The sequence below is a fragment of the Mangrovibacterium diazotrophicum genome (assembly GCF_003610535.1).
In the GTDB taxonomy this organism is placed as follows: domain Bacteria; phylum Bacteroidota; class Bacteroidia; order Bacteroidales; family Prolixibacteraceae; genus Mangrovibacterium; species Mangrovibacterium diazotrophicum.
Genome location: NZ_RAPN01000001.1, coordinates 69,170 through 89,776, shown reverse-complemented (window position 1 = coordinate 89,776; position 20,607 = coordinate 69,170). Strand labels below are relative to the sequence as shown.

The window sequence follows — 20,607 nt, the reverse complement described above, 5'->3', positions numbered from 1 at the left end:
CAGATCATGCAGCTTTTTTTTACTCCCGATCTACAAACTGAGATTTATACCTTAGATGAAACGGAATCCAAACACGCAGTTCGGGTTCTTCGATTAAATAATGGCGACGAGTTAAAACTGATCGATGGTATTGGCAATTTCTACACGGCTGAAATTACAGACGCCAATCCCAAGCGGTGCCAGATCAAAGTTATCACGAAAGAAGCTGAATTTGGGAAACGGAAATCATACCTGCACATTGCAGTAGCTCCCACCAAAAATATCGACCGGCTCGAATGGTTCCTGGAGAAAGCAACCGAAATCGGGATCGATGAAATCACACCAATCCTGTGTGAACATTCGGAGCGAAAAGTGATTAAAGATGACCGACTGGAAAAAGTGATTGTTTCAGCCATGAAACAATCGATCAAAGCTTACTTGCCTAAATTGAACCCACTAACGCCATTCAACGAATTAATAGCAACTCCATTTGACGGAAAGAAATTTATCGCGCACTGCTACGAATTGGATAAACGGCAATTAAAAAACGAAATAATTCAGAGTCCGTCCAACCTTATTTTGATTGGTCCCGAGGGCGATTTTTCAGAACGAGAGGTAGAAGAAGCCTTGCAAAGCGGCTGCACCCCAGTCACTTTGGGTAACAGCCGACTACGGACTGAAACAGCTGCCATAGTCGCCTGTCACACTTGTAACCTCATTTTAGAAGATTAAATTCGACTCAACGCCTGTTCAATATCAGCGATCAAATCAGGGGCAGCTTCAATCCCAACCGAGAGACGCATCATTGTAGGCTGAATTCCCATTGCTTTCCGTTCTTCTTCCGGAAATTCAACATAGATTGTTGAGAATGGATGTATAATCAGTGATTTGTTATCGTTCAAATTGGTCGCACGACGAATAATCTCCAATTCGTTCATAAAGGCAAAACAGGCTGCTTGAGATTCCAAATCAAAAGTCATAACTGTTCCGGGTTTACCATTAAATTGTTTCATCGCTAGTTCATAACCAACGTCACTTTTCAGTCCGGGGTAGGTTACTTTTTTAACCTTTGGATGTTGCGACAGGAATTCGCCCAAAGCCATGCAATTCTGATAGCTTCGTTCAAACCGCAATTCCAGAATATCCAAACCTAAAATCTGGTAGTGAGCCGTGTGTGCGGTCATTGCACCACCGGTGTTGCGATAATAGTTTTTCCGCAAACGAGCGATAAATGCATCTTTTCCAAACTTTTCCCGGAAATCTTTTGTATTCGGGTTCTTCGACCAATCATACAGACCGTTGTCTAGAATTACACCTCCAAAAGAAGTCGCTCCGCCTGAAATAAACTTTGTTGTAGACATCACTTCAACATGGACACCAAGCGACTTTGAACTAAAACTTACCGGCGGCGTAACGGTACTATCAACAACCAACACAATTTGATGCTTATTGGCAATCGCTACGATTGCTTCAATATCTGCGATTTCCAGCTGTGGATTGGTTACCGTTTCAAAATAAATCAAACGCGTATTCTCATCAATATTCGACTCAATCTCAGCCAGATTATTGGTATCAACAAACCGAGTCTCTAAGCCGTAACTGGCAAAACTTTGATCAAGCAAGGCAAAACTGTGCCCAAACAAATGATTACTGGAAATAATGTTATCACCCGCTTTGCACAGCGCCAAAATCGTATTTGAAATAGCTGCCATTCCCGACGCCAACGCCAACGACTGATAAGCACCGGTCAATGTTTTCATTTTTCGCTCGAAATATTCAACCGTCGGGTTGCTAGTTCTCGAATATACGTGAGCAGGCAATTCGCCTCTAAAATTGGCTGCAATATCCTCAGACGAGGCAAAATCAAAAGCAATTGATTCGTAAACAGGCATATCCAAAGCCCGATGAGGATCTTCTTTCGGGAAAGGAATATTAAGCGAACGGGTAGTAAAACTTTTTTCCATCAGTATTTTTTTAACAATCGGTCTAATATTTAGCGCCGTCGGATTTCGATCCGCACTAAAAGCGCCCGCAAAAATAACAGCTTTCGCCCGAATTAGTTTTTTCAAATTAATGTTCCGGCTTATCCTTTAACATTATTTGAAACAAGCCTTTTCTTGCTATCTTTGAGTTTCAGCCGATAAACAATGAAACAATTGCTTTTTTTTACCGCCTTTTTTTTGTCGATTAACTTGGGTTGGGCGCAGGAATCGACCCTGAAGATCGGCCTATTGAAATACAATGGTGGCGGAGACTGGTATGGCGACCCAACTGCTCTTCCCAATCTCATGAGCTTTTGCAACCGCGAATTGAATACCAACTTTGCCAGCGATCCGGGAACCGTTGAGCCAGGCAGCCCCGAAATATTCAATTACCCCATGCTGCATCTCACTGGTCACGGCAATGTGATTTTCACGCCCGACGAATGCCGGAATCTAAAACTTTATTTCGAATCAGGCGGGTTTCTGCATATCGACGATAATTACGGGCTGGATACCTATATTCGGCGCGAAATGAAAAAGATTTTTCCGGAACAGGAATTTGTTGAGCTTCCTGCCAGCCACCCTATTTTCCATCAAAAATTTGACTTCCCTGAAGGTCTTCCCAAAATACATGAGCACGACGGCAAACGGGCGCAAGCATTCGGGCTTTTCATTGACAATAAACTGGTGTGTCTTTACACGTACGAATCAGATATCAGCGATGGCTGGGAAGATCCGGCTGTGCATGGAGATAGTCCCGAAGTGCGCAAAAAAGCACTCGAAATGGGTGCAAACATCGTTTCCTATGTATTCAGCAACTAAAAATCAGCAACCATTCTTATGAAAATACTTGGCATCAACGGTAGTCCGCGACGAAACGGCAACACAAAAATATTGCTGGAGACGGCATTTAAACCTTTAGAAGAAGCTGGATTTCAAACTGAAATATTTCAACTGGGTGGGAAACCTGTTCACGGGTGTACCGCGTGCGGCAAGTGTCGGAAAATAAAGGACAAACGCTGCCATATAAAAAACGACACCTTGAATGAATGCATTGCCAAAATGCTTGAGGCCGACGCTGTTATTTTAGGGTCGCCGGTCTATTTTGCCGATGTTACTACCGAAATGAAAGCCTTGATAGACGTGGCGGGATACGTAACACGGGGAAACGGCCATCTTTTAAAAAGAAAAGTAGGTGCAGCTGTTATTTCAGTGCGAAGAGGTGGTCAACTGCACACCTTCGACACCATCAATAATTTCTTCCTGATCAACCAAATGATTATTCCTGGTTCATCCTATTGGAATTTCGCTTTTGGCAAAGCCGAAGGCGACGTGGTTAACGACACTGAAGGGATGGAAATAATTGCGACGCTGGGCGAAAACATGGCTTGGTTGCTGAGTAAATTGAAGGACTAATATCCAATCATTTTTACCATCCATTGAGACTTAATTAGTAACTTTTAGTTCGGAATAAGAAAGACAATTGATGATCAACCAAAGTAAAACCGGTTTTCTGCTTAAAAATCTGGGACGAGCCCTGATTTATGCCTTGGTGATTGGAGTTGCGTATTACCTGTTCAAGGAATATATCATTGCAGAAAACCAGGAAGTTTGGTTGAAGAAATTCTACAGTAATCCAACACTTATTTATCTCATCTACATCGGGTCGGAAGTTTTATTCGGACTGTTTCCACCTGAGTTTTTCATGTTATGGGCTTACCATGGCGGCGACGTGCTACATTATACACTCAACCTGATATTCTTTGCGGGGGTGTCTTATGGAGCCGGCTATCTATCCTTTCTTATTGGAAGGTACCTCCAGCGAACCGTCTTTTTCCGATTTATGAGTCGAAAATTTTTCATGAAATACTGGCCACTATTTCGCAAGTTTGGCTCCGTTCTGATTATTGCTGCAGCACTCACTCCCCTGCCGTGGGCACTCATTAGCATGTTGGTTGGAACCACAGAGTACCCCTTAAAAAGATACTTATATTTCGCCTTGTTTCGTATCCTTCGCTTTTCCATCTACGGCTTCATTATTTTCCAAACCCACCAGTTTTAAACCATATTTGTTGATCGCTGTTATTTCCAACAGAGTGATCAGGTTTCGACTTTCAAAAGGTTTATCAGATTGCTCGGCAAACAACTAATCAACGATCAAAGGTCAGTGACCTTGAAAAAACGATTTGAATGCTAAACAAATTAAAAGACCGCTGGCAGGTCGATTCAAACTTGCAGCTTTTCGTCATCTTCTTCGTGTTTTCTGTCAGTGGAAGCCTAACGCTATTTATTCGCAAGTTTGTTTTTCACCTAATCCATTTCGATCCAAGCTGGCCATTCCTATTCAAAGTATTAGTTTATGTGGTCACCATCGTCCCCATTTATCAACTGAGCTTGTTGACACTAGGAACACTGTTAGGACAATTCGTCTTTTTCTGGCGATTCGAAAAGAAAATGCTCCGTAGATTCGGAATCAGAATCAAATAAAAAACTGTTCGAGCAGCGAAGACCCGGGTAAATTTATTTTACAATCTCATTTCAATTCAACTTATGGCAGAATCAAAAAAAGAAACCCAAATAGCGACACTCGGAGGCGGTTGTTTTTGGTGCACCGAGGCGATTTACCGAGAACTTAAAGGAGTGATTTACGTTGCATCCGGCTACTCGGGTGGCGAAATCATTAATCCATCTTACCGCGAAGTATGCACCGGTCAAACCGGGCACGCAGAAGTCGTCGAAATTGAGTTTGACCCAACGGTTGTTAGTTTTCCGGAGATCCTGGAGGTCTTCTTTGCAACGCATGATCCAACAACCTTGAATAGACAAGGAGCTGATGTTGGAACGCAATATCGGTCGGCTGTTTTCTATCACAATCCGGAACAAAAAGCAATTGCCGAGACCATCATCAAACAGTTGAACGATGAAAATATCTTCGGAGCTAAAGTTGTTACAGAAGTCACGGAATGGACAAATTTTTTCAAGGCTGAAGACTACCATCAAAACTACGTGGCCAATAATCCGGGCCAGGGCTATTGCCAGTTTGTCGTAATTCCGAAACTGGAGAAATTCAGAAAAATCTTCAAAGATCGGCTGAAAAGCTCCGTCAAATAAACTGAAACCGTCTAATCTAATTCCGATGAAAAAACTACTTTTTGTCATCTCCGCTTTCCTGATTTCCGTATCAGCTTTCGCGCAGCGGGAATTTAGTATGACCGAGGGTGATACGACCTATGTAATGAAACGCTATGTTTTTATGCATTTGCTTTCGGGCACCGAACGAAGCCAGGATTCACTTGAAGCGGCGAAAATTCAGGAACAACACCTCGCTCATCTCAATAAGATGGCAGACTCCGGCAAACTCGTCGTTGCCGGCCCTTTTGAAAACGGAGGCGAATACCGGGGACTTCTGATTTTTGATGTAGAAACGATTGAAGAAGCATTGGCACTCGAAGGCGAAGATCCCGCAGTGAAAGCAAAACGTCTGAAAATGCAGGCCTTTTACTGGTGGGGAGCAAAAGGAACTAAGTTGCCTTAATTTGCTCTTTTCGGATCGATCAGGAATTGTGCGACTCCATCAATACTTCCGTCATTTTTTGCCGGTTCGATTCCCAAAATTTCGGAGAACATCGAGTACAAATCAATATTCCGGATGCTGGATGTCGACTCGTAGTTCTTTTTGAATGCGGGCCCTTCGCCGTAAAAAATGGCATGCATATCACTGTTCGCCGGATCGTAACCATGTGTACCGCCATCTGTAAAATTCGAACATTTCCAATACAGCGCATAGCCGCTATCAGCTACACAGACGTAATCTAAAATTCGATTACTCTCGGTATAATGATACTCTTCGGGCATGTTCATTCTCGAATACACTTTCACGTGCGGAATGCTTGATAAAACGCGCCATACGGTGTCCACGTAATTGTCGAACGGTTTTAGCATGACAACCGGGTTACCACCGCGAATTTTCTCCACCCATTCCTCGTTAATGAAATTCGCCAAAGCAATGCTTTTATGCGAAGTTATTTGCCCCATTCCGTGATCGCTAACCACAACAAAGTTGATTGAATCTGCAATATCCAGATTTTCCAGCTTAGCGCCCAAAACCCCAACAAGACTATCAACGCGTTCAATAACCGCCTTCGTTTCCGTTGCAAAAGGTCCGTTGGCATGTCCGGCATGATCCGGTTCGTCAAAATAAGTCATAATCAAATGAGGCCGTGTACCTTCCGGCTTCTTCAACCACGACACAACCGAATCAATCCGACTTTCATATGAAACTGATTGATCGTATTTCTTCCAGATACTGGGATAAATTCCTTCGATTGGCGCTTCCGATCCAGGCCAGTAAAAACAGGCCGTTCGCACATTTTGCTTCTCGGCAGTTACCCAAATCGGCTCACCCAAATAGAAGTCCGGATCTTGTACCGCTGCGCGATCGCTCAGTTTAAAATCTCCGACTTCAGGATCAGAAAACGTGTTTAAAACAATACCATGATGCTCCGGATACAAACCCGTTGCAATTGAATAATGATTCGGGAATGTTTTACTTGGGAAACAAGGCTCCATCGACTGGGCTTTCACCCCCTTACGGGCTAACATATCCAAGTTTGGAGTATTGTACATTTCCGGATAATCCCACCGGAAACCGTCCAAAGAAAGCACAACCAAATAAGGCCTCCGGGGTTCATCTTCTGTTGATGCAGATGAGCGTGTACACGAAATCGCGAACCACGAAGAAATAAGTAAAATGGGAACTATACAGTATTTCACGGAATAAGACAAATTAAAATGACAGGTTTAACACCCTCGAATAAAAACGTGAAACTACTGAAACATGGGGGAACTCGGAGAAAAATTTTATTAAATTGTTGTTAACACAGTTAGCCTCGGTTCACTTTTGCCAACAAGTCGCGGTAAGCTTCAATATTATTAATAAAATAGACGTTTGCGGGCAACGCGGGTTCCTTGGCTTTAACCTGCAACCCGCTAACCGAAACCGGGACATTTCCGAACAAAGAACGAAGATCACGCAGGTATTTTTCGATGTCCTCTTTTTCCATTGCATTCACAAAAACGGTCACAATAAGATCGACCGCTTTCGTTCCGGCCAAAGCATGAATATCTGCGAAGGGAACATTTTGTCCCAAATAGATGGTATCGAAGGTATCCTTTTGAGCGAGATACCGGCTAAAAAGAAGACCTAATTCGTGCTGCTCATTCTCGGGAAGAAACAACAAAACAGTTTTGCCATTACGCGCATGATTCATCTTGGACGATTCAACGATAATACGCTGTCGAACCAAATTCGAAACCATGTGCTCCTGCGCCGGAAACATGCTACCAATCTGCCAGTAAACTCCAACTTTCTGGAACAGTGGAAATATCACATCTGTGATCATCTTCTCGAAACCAAACCGGCTTTGAAGTGTATCCAGCAAATCCTCTAATTTTTCCGTATCGAAATTGAGAATATGAATCACCAGCTGATCTATGAAATCATCCATCGAACTCGCTTCGCGATTCAACTTCAATACCTCTTCGCGAATTCTTTGTGCAGTATAAACCGAAACCTTCGATATTTTGTGACCCCGTTTCACCAAAGCAGCCACATTCAGCAAATGTTTCAGTTCATCATCAGTATAAAACCGAATATTTGTACTCGTTCTATCCGGGACAAGCAAGCCATAGCGTTTTTCCCAAATTCGGATGGTGTGGGCTTTAATTCCCGACAACGATTCGAGATCTTTTATTGTGTAGTAATTCATAATTCGACCTTGCAGTTCAACCTTTTACACTTCAATCTAATCAACAACCAGTTTATCATTCTATAAAAATGATTAAACAAATTTATACAAGAAACAGAAGTGTCGGCAGTTTTGTTTTAAATTTTGCGAGTAATAATAAACAAAATAGTTAGGTAACTATGGAAGATTGGAATTCCATAAATGGGACTTCTATTTCAGGAACAGCACTTTTAATCTATATTTGGATACATATTGTATTTTCAAAAGACGAAGGTTTTCGCAGTGAAAATATCTGATGGTTGAGAAAGTTCAAAAAGAGACAAGCCTGCGAAAATCTGATTTAACCTGTTATTCAATCAAGAAGAAATGAAATTTGCCGATCCCCTGTTTCTGCTTGCGCTGCTTTTGGTAATTGTGCCAATTCTGATTCACTTCATTCAATTTAAAAGATACAAGACGGTTTATTTCAGCCAGGTAGCCTTTCTGAAAACGCTAATGAACGAGTCGAAAAAAAGGAATAACCTGAAACAATTGATCATCCTGCTTTGCCGAATTAGCGCCGTAACATTTATCGTTTTGGCTTTTGCACGTCCATATATTCCACTAAACCAACAAGCCCGATTGCAAGATGAAGTTGTCGTTGGAATTTATCTCGACAATTCATTCTCAATGAACGGCTTGTCGGACAAAGGGACGTTGCTGGACAAAGCAAAACTGGAAGCCATTGAGCTGGCGAATTCATTTTCACCGGGAACCAAATTTGTGATTCTGACCAACGACCCGGATCCGGTTTCACGTTTAAGCCTAACGAAAGACCAGCTGATAAGCGAAATAGGAAAAGTGAAAAGCAGCGCGTCAAACATGGAAATAAGCCGGGCTGTGGCAACTCTAAAAACCCAAATCGAGTCGAGCAACGCCAAAACAACAAGCAACATCTACTTACTCTCCGATTTTCAAAAAAACTTCTCCGATTTCGGTGAGATAAAACCAGATAGCACTTCACAAGTTTTTGTCATTCCATTTGCACAACAAAGCACCGACAATCTGCTGATCGATACGTGCTGGCTCGAAACTCCGGGACGTTTGCAGGAACAAACGGAACTTCTGAAAGTGCGGATCACCAACCAGTCGGCAAAAGCCTACAATAACATCCCGCTGAAATTTTACCTGAACGATTCGCTCAAAGCTCTTCAGGCCGTCAGCCTGAAAGCACAGGAGACGATTGAAACGGAGGTCAGCTATCAAAATCTGAAACAAGGCATTCATTATTGCCGACTGGAACTGGACGACTACCCCATTACCTACGACAATGCATTCTATTTCAGCTATAAAGTTGAGAGTGAAGTTCGCGCACTGGAGATTTCAGACGAAAATTCAGAAGCAGTAAAATGGATCGAGAAACTTTTTTCGGACGACGAGCAGGTCAAACTAAGCACAATGACTTCCAACAAACTCCAACTCGGGCGTTTTTCCGCTTTCCAATGCATTTATCTGATCGATTTGAAGGAACTGTCGGAAGGTTTACAGAATGCACTTGTAAAATTTGCAGAAGCTGGTGGCAGCATCATTATGTTCCCGGGCGAAACGGCCGACATTGACAACTACAACGTGTTATTGCGACGACTGAATGTTGCGACATATGGAAGTATTCAGGATTCGCCGTTAAAGATAGATGGGCTGAATCTTCAGAATCATCTTTTCCGCGATGTATTCACTCGCGACTACGAACGGGTTAACCTTCCGTCGCTTTATAAATCGTACCCCATGCAGCTGCCTTTCCAGAGCCTTGGCAGCAAGGTTTTAACCAACAACGACGGCAGTACCGCACTTTACGAATTCCCCTATAAACTCGGACGGGTCTATCAATTCTCATTTCCCCTCACAAGCGAATCCACCGATTTCTTCCGAAATGCGCTATTCGTGCCGGTTATTTTCAACGTGGCGCTACACTCCTATTTCCCACAAACGATTCAATACGAATTACAACCGAACACAGTCATCAACCTAAAAACCGATGCAACTTTTGCCGTGCCTGAGAGCATTACAATGAAACAGCACGAAGGCAATTTCAGTATACAAATTCCGCTTGCTGCAGGAACAACAGAAAGCATCCGTTTTTCAACTTCCGACTTTGTCAACGAAGCAGGTTTTTACGATTTGATTGGCAACGACACAGTATTTGGTGCGCTGGCCTTCAACTACAGCAGTCGGGAATCGGACATGAATTTCTATAGCCTTGATGAGCTGAAAGCAATTGCCTCAAAAAGCAATTTCCAGCTAGCTCAGCCCGAAACAAATGCCATTGGCCAATACGATCTGGATTCGTTAAATGTGATTGAACTTTGGAAATATTTTATCATCCTGGCCATTTTGTTTCTGCTGGCGGAACTCCTGGTTATTCGGTTTTGGAAATAGCTTAAATGAATAAGCAATTTTTCGGTCGGAAACAATAACATTGCTCAGGGCTGAAAGTATTATCCAACAGACCAACGAATTTTGCAGAACCACAGATATTCCATAAATCTGCATTAAAATCACTTAAAACGATTTTATGGAAACAAAAGACGCAAAATACTACATGGACCGCGAAGACCGCTTTGGCGCTCACAATTATCACCCGCTACCTGTTGTACTTGAACGTGGCGAAGGAGTTTTTGTGTGGGACGTGGAAGGTAAAAAATACTACGATTTTCTGGCCGCATACTCGGCCGTTAACCAAGGGCACTGTCACCCTAAAATTGTCAACGCCTTGGTTGAGCAGGCGGGCAAATTAGCCCTGACCTCGAGAGCCTACTACAACAATGTTTTGGGTGAATGGGAAGAATACTGCACCAAACTGTTTGGCTACGACAAGATGCTGCCCATGAATTCGGGGGCCGAAGCAGACGAAACCGCCCTGAAGTTGACCCGAAAGTGGGCTTATAAAGTGAAAGGAATTCCGAAAAATGAAGCGAAAATCGTTGTCTGCAACGGGAACTTTCATGGGCGAACCATAACCATCATTTCCATGTCATCTGATCCGGATGCTTACAACGATTACGGCCCTTACACGCCCGGTTTTGTCAACATTGCTTACAACGATATTGAAGCGCTGGAAAACGCGCTGAAAGATCCGAATGTCGCCGGGTTCCTGGTTGAGCCAATCCAGGCCGAAGCCGGCGTTTATCTACCGGAAGATGGCTACCTGAAAAAAGCAGCCGATTTGTGCAAAAAATACAACGTGCTGTTTATTGCCGACGAAGTTCAAACAGGTTTGGCACGAACAGGAAAAATGCTGGCTTGCGATCACGAAGGTGTGCGTCCAGACATACTGGTTCTTGGGAAGGCAATTTCCGGCGGCTTGTACCCGGTTTCCTGTGTGCTAGCCGACGACGAAATCATGCTAACCATCAAGCCGGGTGAACACGGTTCAACCTATGGTGGAAACCCGATTGCTGCCAAAGTAGCTGTTACCGCACTGGAAGTTTTGCAGGAAGAAAAGCTGGCTGAAAATGCCACCCGCATGGGCGAACTATTCCGTAGCGAAATGCAAGCGGTAAAATCAGAGTTTATCCAGCTTGTTCGGGGCAAAGGATTGTTGAATGCGATTGTCATCAAACCGACAAACGGCAAAACAGCCTGGGACGTTTGCCTGGCTCTTAAGGAAAATGGGATTTTGGCGAAACCAACCCACGAACACATCATTCGCTTCACACCTCCTTTAATCATCACTGAAGAGCAAATGCTTGATGCGCTTGGACGAATCAAAAAAACATTCGAAGAATTGTCTTAGTCTCAAAATTATAAAAATGAAAAAGGGAAGATTTTCGTCTTCCCTTTTCTATGTCTTTTAATTGGTTTCACTGTACTGATAAAGTGACTTTCCTGTCGTCCCCTTCAATCGGATTGTGTAATCCGGCTCGTAATTCAGAATAAACAAACCTTCATTCATGTAACCACCCGTACGATTCACCTTCTCGAAGTAGAACTCCCCTTGGGTGAGTTTTACCCGGTGATAAGGCAAACAGCCGATAAAGTCTTTTCCGTAGTTAAACAAGGCCGACATAAAGTAAAAACCGACATCATAGCCCTGGAAGCTGAATTGATTGGGTTCGTCGGCAAAATTCCGACGGAATTTACGGATAAAATCATTCACTGCCGGCGCCTTGTAATCCACGTAGTACGGGCTAAGCGTGTTCATGTGCACATGATGGTAATATTCTGTCTGAATACTTTTGAAACGCTGAAAGCTTGAAAGGCCGATTAAGGTCACCGGATAATTTTCAGCGGCGGCATTCAGGTTAGTAACCGCCACGCTCACCTGCGCCTCGGTTTCCGAAGGGATGATGAAAACATTTTCCTGATCCTTGCTCAAAATGCGTGTCAGTCCCAACGCGCCTTCCTGCTGCAGGTTATATTCGTGAAATAGCACCTGTTTGCTTTGTTCGCGATAGGGTGAAAAGAAAAACTTCTCACGCGTTAAATTCACCAATTGTGCCTCGGGCAGGTTCTGGTAATTTCCCATCGACAATACAATCAGATTCTTGTCAAAATATTCGTCAGCAATATAGGCGGCTGTTTTTTGAATCAAGTATTCTTTCGACGGGTTTATTTTGAAGTAATAAGGATTTGTTTCTTCCAAATTACCCGATGATGACAATGGTGAAACCATCGGAATGCCTTTCATTCGGGCATATTCAGCAACCGGTCCCTGCAGCTCCGGGAAAACCGGCCCGATAATCAAATCAATATTTCGAAACTCAGGTTTGTACAAAATTGTCTGAACCTGAGCCGCGCTTTGGTTGGTATCGAACACGTGCAATTTGACGTTCATTCCCGCTTTTTTCAAGCTGTCAACGGCAACCAAAACTCCTTCATAAAACTGAAGAAAACTTTCCGAACGAGCGTAAATCATACGATCCTCGCGGATGGCAAACGAATCAGCCATCATTTGTTTTTGCTGCTCGTAATCCGGACTCTGCGGATCGGGTAAAACTTTTACACGGTTAATGGTATCGTTGGCCGGCAGGTACAAAGGAAGCAACAAAGCAACGTTGTATTCCTCGAAACGAGCCGCCGGATTCGGCTGGCAAACTGCAGGCATATCTTCCGAACTAAATTCCAGCGAATAGCGGAAATTGTCTTCTTCTGAATTGTCATCATACGATTCTGTGCTTGGATTCTCCGGCGTGCTGCTTACAAATTTCTGATCCTCTTTCGGAATCAAAACAGTTTCACCTTCAACCAAACCTCGATAATCCAAAACCGGGTTTACTTTTTTCAACTCGGCAATACTGACATTGTAACGTTTGGCCAGTCCATAAACCGTTTCGCCACGAACAACCGTGTGCTTATCGAATGCACTGTCATTATCAGGAACAACTTCAAAATTAGGAACACTCTTGTAAGGAATCCGAATACGCAATCCTGTTTTCAATCCTTCTACGAGAACCGGATTGTAAGCTTCCAGCTCCTGACGAGTGGTGTTGTATTTGCGTTCGAGACTCCAGAAAGTCTCCCCGCTTTCAACCAAATGAACGAAGAATGAACCCGGGTCGAAAGCCTGGTTCGGATCAACAACTGGTTGTACCGGCTGCTGAGCTTGTGTTTGCAGCGCCGGAATTTGCAACACCATCCCTACTCCCAAACCTTTTCCCGCCTCAGGATTCAAGCTTAAAATATCGGAAATAGCAACTTCGTATTGCCGTGAAATACCATAAAGCGTCTCCCCCGGTTTAACGATGTGCTTGGTGGTGGTGGGCTCAACAACCGTCGGCGCTACCACTTTTGTCTGAGCCTTTATCCGGGCCAAATCATCTTTATCCGGAATTCGCAGGACATCGCCCTTCGAAATCCCTTTCTTCGCATCCGGATTGTATTTCAAAATATCTTCCACGGTTACACCAAAGCGCATTGCAATGTAATGCAGAGTATTTCCGCGTTTCACTTTGTAAGTTAAAAAGGAAGGCTGTTCCTCCTGTTGCGAATTTGCTCCGGCCGGTATTTGCAACATCTGCCCGGTACGCAAACCTGCTTTCAAAGACGGATTTGCGGCGATCAGCTCATCCTGACTTACATTAAAAGCCTTGCTGATCGAGAAAACCGTTTCTCCTTGCTGCACTTTATAGCTCACATATTGGCTGTTATCGCTGTTTGGCTGTGCAACTGCAACAAAACAACTCAGCGTAAACGCCAATACAAACGCGTGATATTTCATTCTATTTTTATTCAATTTCTTATCTTTCTTTTATTGGATTGGAAGCCAATCTTTCGAAATTCGGACACAGAAGGCTAATTTAAAACTTAATAACTAAATCCACCAAAATAGTTCATAAACTGTGCTCTTTCCCATGCATCAATTTGCTTGGTTTTTAAACAAAGTTTGCCCTTGAATTCGTCAATTGTCTGATAGCCTTTCTCATCCATCCAACGGGAGATTTCACCATTGAACTTTTCGATTACTTCCGGTCCTTCCGAATAAATTGCGGTTGCAATTTGAACGGCATTCGCGCCAGCCAGCAAAAACTTAATTGCTGTTTCAGCCTTCAGGATACCACTTGTGCCAGCCAACGGACAAGCCGCTTTCGAGCTCAGAATTCCGGTCCAGCGCAACGGCATGACATATTCCGTTCCGTTGCTCAAAATTTCCGCTGTTACGACTTCTTCCGTTTTAATGTCGATGTCAGGAGAATAGAATCGGTTAAACAGCGTGATTCCGGCAACGCCAATCTGCGACAATTCGCAAACCACTTTCGCCAGGTTCGAAAAATAATGGCTGATCTTCACCGTAACCGGAATATTCACAACTTCCATCACCTTTTTTACCGTATCGAAGTAGAAATTTTCATTTGCCGCATGGCTCCTGCTCTCGTTCGAGGGGATGATAAACAAATTTAATTCCAAAGCATCGGCTCCGGCTTCTTCTATTTTGCGGGCAAATTGAATCCACTCCGACGAAGAGGAGCAACTGATGCTGGCAATCACAGGGATGTTAACCTTCTTCTTCGCATCAGTAATGAGCTGAATATATCGTTTGAGGCTTTCCTCTTTAATTACATAGTCAAAATAATCCAGGTATTCCGGATCGGCAGCAAGCTCTCTGCGAGCACCCATTTCAGCCTGAAATTGCAAATGAATCTCTTCTTCAAAAAGCGATTTTAAGACCACAGCACCTGCACCGGCATTTGCGATTTTCTCAATTTGATCAACTTTGGCAGTCAAACTGCTGCTTCCTGCAATGATCGGGCTTTTTAAATCCAGGCCAAAAAAACGGGTTGATAAGTTCGCCATAAATTCTATCAGGTTTAAATCAGTTCTTAGCTTGACTTGTATTCGCCTGACCAGCGTTGGCCAGGGCAGCGTTTTGTTCCGAAAGGTATTGGTGCATACCAGCCGCAGCACGACGACCATCACCCATGGCCAAGATCACCGTTGCTCCGCCACGCACAATGTCGCCACCGGCAAACAATTCCGGCATCGAGCTTTGCATGGTTTCCGAATCCACGTCAATGGTTCCCCAACGGCTCACTTTCAACTGCGGCAACTCAGATGGTACGAGCGGATTGGGCGATACACCAATGGCTACCACGACCACATCCACCGGGATCTCGTATTCCGATCCTTCGATCACCACGGGACGGCGGCGCCCCGAAGCATCGGCTTCCGCCAGTTCCATTCGCTGAACTTTCATGCTTTTTACCCGGCCGTTCTCATCCGAGAAATACTCGATTGGGTTGGTCAGGTTGATGAACTCGATGCCTTCTTCCTCCGCATGGTGAATTTCTTCAACCCGCGCCGGCATCTCTTCGCGCGACCGGCGGTAAATTATCATGGCGCGGTCGGCTCCCAATCGCTTGGCTGTACGAACCGAGTCCATCGCGGTATTTCCACCACCAACCACGGCAACATTCTTTCCTTTCAACACAGGCGTATCGAAACTGTCGTCAGCTGCATTCATCAGGTTAACACGGGTCAGGTATTCGTTGGAAGAAAGAATTCCGTTGTAATTCTCTCCGGGAATATTCATAAAACGAGGCAAACCAGCCCCGCTCGCCACAAAGAAGGCCTGGTAGCCTTCAGCCTTTAAATCGTCGAAGGAAGCGGTGCGCCCAACAATGAAGTTGCGCTCGAAACGAACACCCATCTTCTCGAGGTTGTCCAGCTCAACATCCACAATTTTATTTGGCAGGCGAAACTCGGGAATACCGTATTTCAACACGCCACCAATTTCGTGTAGCGCTTCAAAAACGGTCACATCATAGCCAAGCTTGATCATATCGCCGGCAAATGCCAAGGACGCCGGGCCAGAACCGATAGCGGCTACTTTAATGCCATTTTTCGGCGCTGTTTCCGGGATGCTTGCCTGCCCACTCTCGCGTTCGTAGTCGGCAGCAAAGCGCTCCAGATAACCGATTGCAACCGGTGTTTTCTTCAATTTGAGGGTGTAGAAACAATTGGCTTCACACTGTTTCTCCTGCGGACAAACACGACCGCAAACAGCCGGCAATGCCGACGTTTCCTTCAGGGTTTTAGCGGCTTCCAAAAACTCGCCGCGTTCAATATTTTTAATGAATTTGGGAATATTGATACTCACCGGGCAACCTTCCATACAGGTAGGATTGACACAGTCCATGCATCGTTGTGCTTCACGAACCGCACTTTGCACATCCAAACCCAGGTTAACTTCTCGATCCTGGTAACAAACCCGTTTCATGGCATTCATCTCGGGCATTTTTACCCGCTCAATCAGGCCACGGTCTTTATTTTTAATCTTGCCACGCAGCTCTACCCGCCACGCTTGCTCACGCTCTTCTTTCAGGTTTTCCTGCATGCTTAAATTGTTACAGTTTGCATAAAACGTTCAAAAGCTTCTTTTTCCTCGGCTTTGTAGCCACCAAGGCGAAGAATCAATTCATCAAAATCAATTTTTTCGGCGTCGAATTCCGGACCATCCACGCAGGTGAACTTCGTCTGTCCGCCAACGCTTACGCGACAAGCGCCGCACATACCGGTGCCATCGACCATAATGGCATTCAAACTTGCCTGAGTCGGGATGTTATATTTTTGTGTCAACAGCGATGTAAATTTCATCATCACTGCCGGACCAATGGCCACGCACTCGTCCACTTTTTCGCGTTTAATCACCTCTTCAGCGCCTGCAGTAACCAAACCTTTTCGTCCGTGCGATCCATCATCGGTCATCACAATCACCTCGTCCGACCATTTACGGATTTCGTCTTCCAGAATAATCAGATCCTTGCTACGAGCAGCCAAAATGGTTACTACGCGGTTACCGGCTTTCTTAAAACCTTCCACAATCGGCAATAGCGGAGCCACACCAACGCCACCGCCGCAAGCCAACACCGTACCTACTTTTTCAATGTGTGTTGCCTTACCCAACGGACCAACAAGGTCGAGGATGCTATCGCCCGGCTTCATTTCGCACAGGCGTTTGGAGGTTACACCAACTTTTTGAGCCACCAAAGTAATGGTTCCCGCTTTTTCGTCGGCAGCTGCAATGGTCAGAGGAATGCGTTCGCCTTTCTCGTCGATACGCAGTATAATAAAATGACCCGGTTTCCGGGAACGCGCGATTCGCGGGGCTTTCACCACCAATTTCACCACGTTTTCCGAAAACGATTCAACGTTGATAATTTCGTTCATTCAATAATGTCTGTTAGCGATCTTAGTTTGAGCTGCAAAAATAACACAGTGCCATTAAGAAACCTTCTATTTGTCATTTTTTTCAGCACATTCTTAACGATTCCGCAGAGCCGACGACCAATAACTCCTTAGGGCCGAAACCATACGATTAAAGCAAATCTTAAAAATTCCTAAAGATGTCCTCGCAAAAGGCCTTTTGATTATATTTGAAGTTTTGTTTCTGTCAAGCATCGAAAAAGCGGGAGCGAAAAATCTGCATTGAGTTTTAACAAGTTGCGCGACCATGTCTCAGGAATTGATCATCGGGTTAACCGAACACCGAACATTCGGGCTTTTATTTCAGGCTTTTTTAATCGAAAAAAAAGTTTCGTTTTACACCATCGTTAAGATGGTGAAACAGCGCGATATTAGCAGCCTTCAACTTGATGCAGAACAGGCTGAATTGGTAAAACTGGTGGAACAATACAGCGATGAAAAACTGGTTCAGAAATTTTCGAAGAAGAAAGAAAACAGCAAGTTTTTCCAGCAACTGGATCCCGATTTGTTCGAAAACCACATCAGCCCATACATCGATAAATATTTGGGGCGAATTATCCACTTGTTAATGAATGGCAACACCCGCCTATTTTACAAGCAGGCCAAGTATTCCAATTTGTATGAGGAAGACCTGATTGAAGTGACGGATGTTTTCACGGAGGCTCACTTCTGCTTCAATCGGACATCAGAAGGCACACACTACAACCTTGAGCTTTCGTTTAAGAACAAAACCTTGCCGCTGCTGCACAAGCAAATTACTGTGGTAACCAACGAGCCGGGAGCTTTTCTGCACCAAAGCAAACTTTATGTCTTTGAAAAACTGAGCGCCAAAAAGCTACTCCCTTTCCTGGAGAAAGAATCGATTTTCATTCCATCTCAAGTCGAAGAAAAATATTACAAGACTTTCGTGCTGAATACGCTACGCGACTTCCCTGTGAAGGCCAGCGGTTTTAGCATCAGCGAGGGAAACGCCGACAAACAGGCTCTACTTTCGCTGGAACCCAACCTGCGCATGGAAGCGGTATTGATGCCACGTTTTCGTTACGGGGCGAATGAATATTTGGCTAACAGCCGAAGTACTATTTTGGTCGATTTTGAAGTAAAAAACGGGCAGTATCATTTTCAAAAAATTAAGCGGGATCAGCTTTGGGAGCAAGCTAAAATTCAGTTCCTAACCGATCTGCAATTAAAAGAAGAGAACGGGAGCTTTTCACCCAAAGGAATGGACCTGCTGAATGAAAAAGACCGGCTGTATGAGATGATCAACTGGCTGAACCGGAACAAACAGAAACTGGAAGAAGCCGGATTTGAATTCACGCAAAACCGCCTCGACCGGGTCTATTCAACCGACCATCAGAATTTGGAAATCGAGATCAAAGAGGGAGAAGACTGGTTTGACATCTACGGCAATGTGCAATTCGGCGAATTCCTCATTCCGTTTATTAAGTTGAAAAGAAATATTTTGGGCGGCATCCGCGAATTTGAGCTACCCAACGGCGAAATTGCCATTCTGCCCAAAGAATGGTTTGCCGAATACAGCGATATTATCCCTTTTGCAAAGACCGAGGGTCATAGCCTGCGACTGAAAAAGCACCACTACCAGTTGTTGCAAAAACGGCTGAAAGGAATCGACAAGAGCTTTTTCAACCGGCTGCAGGAAATTGGAAACAAAGCCGGACAAAAGGTGGTGGTACCAACCAACCTGCAAGCGAAACTGCGTTCGTACCAGCACGAGGGATTTTCGTGGATGTATAACCTTTATGAAAATCAGTTTGGCGGTTGCCTCGCCGACGACATGGGACTGGGGAAAACCCTTCAGACACTCACGCTATTGCTCAAGCTGAAACGTTTGAAACGAACAATCGAAATTCCCGATTTCGACTCGGATTCGTCACAAGGAAATTTGTTTGCAACGGAACAGTCGAACGATAGCGAACAGCCCGAAGAGAAAGAGAAACAGCAGTCTGCGAGCCTGATTGTGATGCCCACTTCCCTGCTCCACAACTGGAATAACGAAATCCAGAAATTTACGCCGTCGCTGAAGGTGTACAAGCACTTTGGGTTGCAACGCAAAAAGACGGGTAGTTTCAGGAGTCTGGCCAATTATTACGACATCATCATTACCAGCTATGGCACAATTCGAAATGATTTTGAAATGATGAAGGATATTGAGTTCTTTTATGTCATTCTGGACGAGAGTCAATACATCAAAAACCCCGGATCGAAAACCTACCAGACCATTTCGCAGGTAAAAGCGAAACACCGGCTGGTGTTGACCGGCACGCCAATCGAGAATTCACTGTCGGATCTTTGGGCGCAAATCAATTTTGTAAACAAAGGGCTGCTGGGCAACCTCGCCTATTTTAAACGTGAATTCATCACACCGATTGAAAAGAAAAACGATCCGGAAAAGCAGCAGAAGCTGCAAACGTTGATTCGTCCGTTTGTATTACGCCGTACCAAGGAACAGGTGGTCGACGACCTTCCGCCGGTAACAGAGCAAATCCGCTATTGCGGCATGGCTCGCGAGCAGAAGCGCATTTACGAAGAGGAAAAATCAGCTATTCGCAACAGCATCTTGGAAAACATTGAGCAGGAAGGTGTCGAAAAATCAGCCTTTGTGGTGCTACAAGGATTAACTAAACTACGCCAGTTGGCCAACCACCCGTCGATGTTGCAGGGAACCGACGAGACCGAGTCGGGCAAGTTTGATGAAATTTTGGATACACTTGAAAGCTTAATTGCCGAGAAGCACAAAGTATTGATCTTTTCATCGTTCGTAAAACATCTCGAATTGGTGAAAGCACAGCTCGAGGAACGAAAATGGAAATATTCACTCCTTACCGGCCAAACGGCGAATCGGGAAGATGTGATTAAAAGTTTCCAGGATGATCCGAACAACCGGGTATTCCTGATTTCACTAAAAGCAGGTGGCGTTGGCCTCAATCTCACTTCGGCCGACTACGTTTTCATCATCGACCCCTGGTGGAACCCGGCCGCCGAAATGCAGGCCATTGCCCGTGCCCACCGTATTGGACAGAACAAAAAAGTAATGGTTTACCGGTTTATTACCGAAGGCAGTATTGAAGAAAAAATCCTTCAACTCCAGGACCGCAAGTCGTCGCTGGCTGAGAAATTCATCAATTCCAATAATCCGTTCAAAGCTATTACCAAGGACGAAATCCTGAATTTATTTAGTTAGAGATTAATCAAAGTACTGT

Annotated in this window: 17 protein-coding genes; 10 read left to right on the top strand and 7 right to left on the bottom strand. The window is 44.5% G+C overall.

From position 1 onward, the window contains the following. Positions 1-6: 6 nt before the first annotated feature. Positions 7-711 carry a 16S rRNA (uracil(1498)-N(3))-methyltransferase gene (locus BC643_RS00350; RefSeq protein ID WP_120271193.1) on the top strand — a complete coding sequence of 235 codons (705 nt, stop codon included), beginning with the start codon at positions 7-9 and terminating at the stop codon, positions 709-711. Here the strand turns inward: BC643_RS00350 and BC643_RS00345 are convergent. Beyond that, the gene (locus BC643_RS00345) at positions 708-1,943 is read right to left on the bottom strand and encodes an aminotransferase class I/II-fold pyridoxal phosphate-dependent enzyme (protein WP_120274081.1); all 1,236 of its coding nucleotides are present in this window, start codon (positions 1,941-1,943) and stop codon (positions 708-710) included. The two genes, BC643_RS00350 and BC643_RS00345, sit on opposite strands and share 4 nt — an antisense overlap. A 183-nt stretch (positions 1,944-2,126) precedes the next feature. Between BC643_RS00345 and BC643_RS00340 the strand changes: the two genes are divergently transcribed. From BC643_RS00340 to BC643_RS00315, 6 genes are all read left to right on the top strand, one after another. Further along, complete coding sequence (locus BC643_RS00340) at positions 2,127-2,783, top strand: DUF4159 domain-containing protein (RefSeq protein ID WP_120271192.1); 657 nt, start codon at positions 2,127-2,129, stop codon at positions 2,781-2,783. A gap of 18 nt (positions 2,784-2,801) precedes the next feature. Next, complete coding sequence (locus BC643_RS00335; RefSeq protein WP_120271191.1) at positions 2,802-3,377, top strand: flavodoxin family protein; 576 nt, start codon at positions 2,802-2,804, stop codon at positions 3,375-3,377. 70 nt (positions 3,378-3,447) lie between these two features. After that, positions 3,448-4,023, top strand: a complete 576-nt coding sequence (locus BC643_RS00330; RefSeq protein WP_120271190.1) for an SNARE-associated domain-containing protein — start codon at positions 3,448-3,450, stop codon at positions 4,021-4,023. Between the two features lie 128 nt (positions 4,024-4,151). Further along, positions 4,152-4,448, top strand: coding sequence for a DUF6787 family protein (locus BC643_RS23715; protein ID WP_120271189.1), 297 nt, complete (start codon positions 4,152-4,154; stop codon positions 4,446-4,448). A gap of 63 nt (positions 4,449-4,511) precedes the next feature. Further along, a complete protein-coding gene (msrA, locus tag BC643_RS00320; RefSeq protein ID WP_120271188.1) occupies positions 4,512-5,072 on the top strand; it encodes a peptide-methionine (S)-S-oxide reductase MsrA in 561 nt (186 codons plus the stop codon). Positions 5,073-5,097: 25 nt separating this feature from the next. Continuing rightward, positions 5,098-5,496 (top strand): YciI family protein, encoded by a 399-nt coding sequence (locus BC643_RS00315; protein WP_120271187.1) that lies wholly within the window; start codon positions 5,098-5,100, stop codon positions 5,494-5,496. On the opposite strand, the gene BC643_RS00310 is transcribed toward BC643_RS00315, so the two are convergent. Together BC643_RS00310 and BC643_RS00305 are read right to left on the bottom strand one after the other, a co-directional pair. After that, on the bottom strand, positions 5,493-6,734 hold the full coding sequence (locus tag BC643_RS00310; RefSeq protein WP_147377088.1) for an alkaline phosphatase family protein: 1,242 nt from the start codon (positions 6,732-6,734) through the stop codon (positions 5,493-5,495). The two genes, BC643_RS00315 and BC643_RS00310, sit on opposite strands and share 4 nt — an antisense overlap. A gap of 110 nt (positions 6,735-6,844) precedes the next feature. After that, the gene (locus BC643_RS00305) at positions 6,845-7,729 is read right to left on the bottom strand and encodes a MerR family transcriptional regulator (RefSeq protein WP_120271185.1); all 885 of its coding nucleotides are present in this window, start codon (positions 7,727-7,729) and stop codon (positions 6,845-6,847) included. 345 nt (positions 7,730-8,074) lie between these two features. On the opposite strand from BC643_RS00305, the gene BC643_RS00300 reads away from it, so the two are divergent. After that, complete coding sequence (locus BC643_RS00300) at positions 8,075-10,123, top strand: vWA domain-containing protein (protein WP_120271184.1); 2,049 nt, start codon at positions 8,075-8,077, stop codon at positions 10,121-10,123. Between the two features lie 136 nt (positions 10,124-10,259). Then, positions 10,260-11,480, top strand: a complete 1,221-nt coding sequence (gene rocD, locus BC643_RS00295; protein ID WP_120271183.1) for an ornithine--oxo-acid transaminase — start codon at positions 10,260-10,262, stop codon at positions 11,478-11,480. A gap of 57 nt (positions 11,481-11,537) precedes the next feature. Here the strand turns inward: rocD and BC643_RS00290 are convergent, their stop codons facing one another. From BC643_RS00290 to BC643_RS00275, 4 genes are all read right to left on the bottom strand, one after another. Then, positions 11,538-13,904, bottom strand: a complete 2,367-nt coding sequence (locus tag BC643_RS00290) for a LysM peptidoglycan-binding domain-containing protein (protein ID WP_120271182.1) — start codon at positions 13,902-13,904, stop codon at positions 11,538-11,540. An 86-nt stretch (positions 13,905-13,990) separates the two neighbouring features. Beyond that, the gene (locus BC643_RS00285; RefSeq protein ID WP_120271181.1) at positions 13,991-14,977 is read right to left on the bottom strand and encodes a dihydroorotate dehydrogenase-like protein; all 987 of its coding nucleotides are present in this window, start codon (positions 14,975-14,977) and stop codon (positions 13,991-13,993) included. 19 nt (positions 14,978-14,996) lie between these two features. Next, the gene (gene gltA, locus BC643_RS00280) at positions 14,997-16,517 is read right to left on the bottom strand and encodes an NADPH-dependent glutamate synthase (protein WP_120271180.1); all 1,521 of its coding nucleotides are present in this window, start codon (positions 16,515-16,517) and stop codon (positions 14,997-14,999) included. A gap of 2 nt (positions 16,518-16,519) precedes the next feature. Next, positions 16,520-17,350 (bottom strand): sulfide/dihydroorotate dehydrogenase-like FAD/NAD-binding protein, encoded by an 831-nt coding sequence (locus BC643_RS00275; protein ID WP_120271179.1) that lies wholly within the window; start codon positions 17,348-17,350, stop codon positions 16,520-16,522. 283 nt (positions 17,351-17,633) lie between these two features. On the opposite strand from BC643_RS00275, the gene BC643_RS00270 reads away from it, so the two are divergent. Continuing rightward, on the top strand, positions 17,634-20,588 hold the full coding sequence (locus BC643_RS00270) for a DEAD/DEAH box helicase (RefSeq protein WP_120271178.1): 2,955 nt from the start codon (positions 17,634-17,636) through the stop codon (positions 20,586-20,588). Positions 20,589-20,607: the final 19 nt, after the last annotated feature.

Bases quoted from the DNA above. Each gene is read 5' to 3' on its own strand.
- BC643_RS00350 (WP_120271193.1), top strand. From the start codon at position 7: ATGCAGCTTTTTTTTACTCCCGATCTACAAACTGAGATTTATACCTTA.
- BC643_RS00345 (WP_120274081.1), bottom strand. From the start codon at position 1,943: ATGGAAAAAAGTTTTACTACCCGTTCGCTTAATATTCCTTTCCCGAAA.
- BC643_RS00340 (WP_120271192.1), top strand. From the start codon at position 2,127: ATGAAACAATTGCTTTTTTTTACCGCCTTTTTTTTGTCGATTAACTTG.
- BC643_RS00335 (WP_120271191.1), top strand. From the start codon at position 2,802: ATGAAAATACTTGGCATCAACGGTAGTCCGCGACGAAACGGCAACACA.
- BC643_RS00330 (WP_120271190.1), top strand. From the start codon at position 3,448: ATGATCAACCAAAGTAAAACCGGTTTTCTGCTTAAAAATCTGGGACGA.
- BC643_RS23715 (WP_120271189.1), top strand. From the start codon at position 4,152: ATGCTAAACAAATTAAAAGACCGCTGGCAGGTCGATTCAAACTTGCAG.
- msrA (WP_120271188.1), top strand. From the start codon at position 4,512: ATGGCAGAATCAAAAAAAGAAACCCAAATAGCGACACTCGGAGGCGGT.
- BC643_RS00315 (WP_120271187.1), top strand. From the start codon at position 5,098: ATGAAAAAACTACTTTTTGTCATCTCCGCTTTCCTGATTTCCGTATCA.
- BC643_RS00305 (WP_120271185.1), bottom strand. From the start codon at position 7,729: ATGAATTACTACACAATAAAAGATCTCGAATCGTTGTCGGGAATTAAA.
- BC643_RS00300 (WP_120271184.1), top strand. From the start codon at position 8,075: ATGAAATTTGCCGATCCCCTGTTTCTGCTTGCGCTGCTTTTGGTAATT.
- rocD (WP_120271183.1), top strand. From the start codon at position 10,260: ATGGAAACAAAAGACGCAAAATACTACATGGACCGCGAAGACCGCTTT.
- BC643_RS00290 (WP_120271182.1), bottom strand. From the start codon at position 13,904: ATGAAATATCACGCGTTTGTATTGGCGTTTACGCTGAGTTGTTTTGTT.
- BC643_RS00285 (WP_120271181.1), bottom strand. From the start codon at position 14,977: ATGGCGAACTTATCAACCCGTTTTTTTGGCCTGGATTTAAAAAGCCCG.
- gltA (WP_120271180.1), bottom strand. From the start codon at position 16,517: ATGCAGGAAAACCTGAAAGAAGAGCGTGAGCAAGCGTGGCGGGTAGAG.
- BC643_RS00275 (WP_120271179.1), bottom strand. From the start codon at position 17,350: ATGAACGAAATTATCAACGTTGAATCGTTTTCGGAAAACGTGGTGAAA.
- BC643_RS00270 (WP_120271178.1), top strand. From the start codon at position 17,634: ATGTCTCAGGAATTGATCATCGGGTTAACCGAACACCGAACATTCGGG.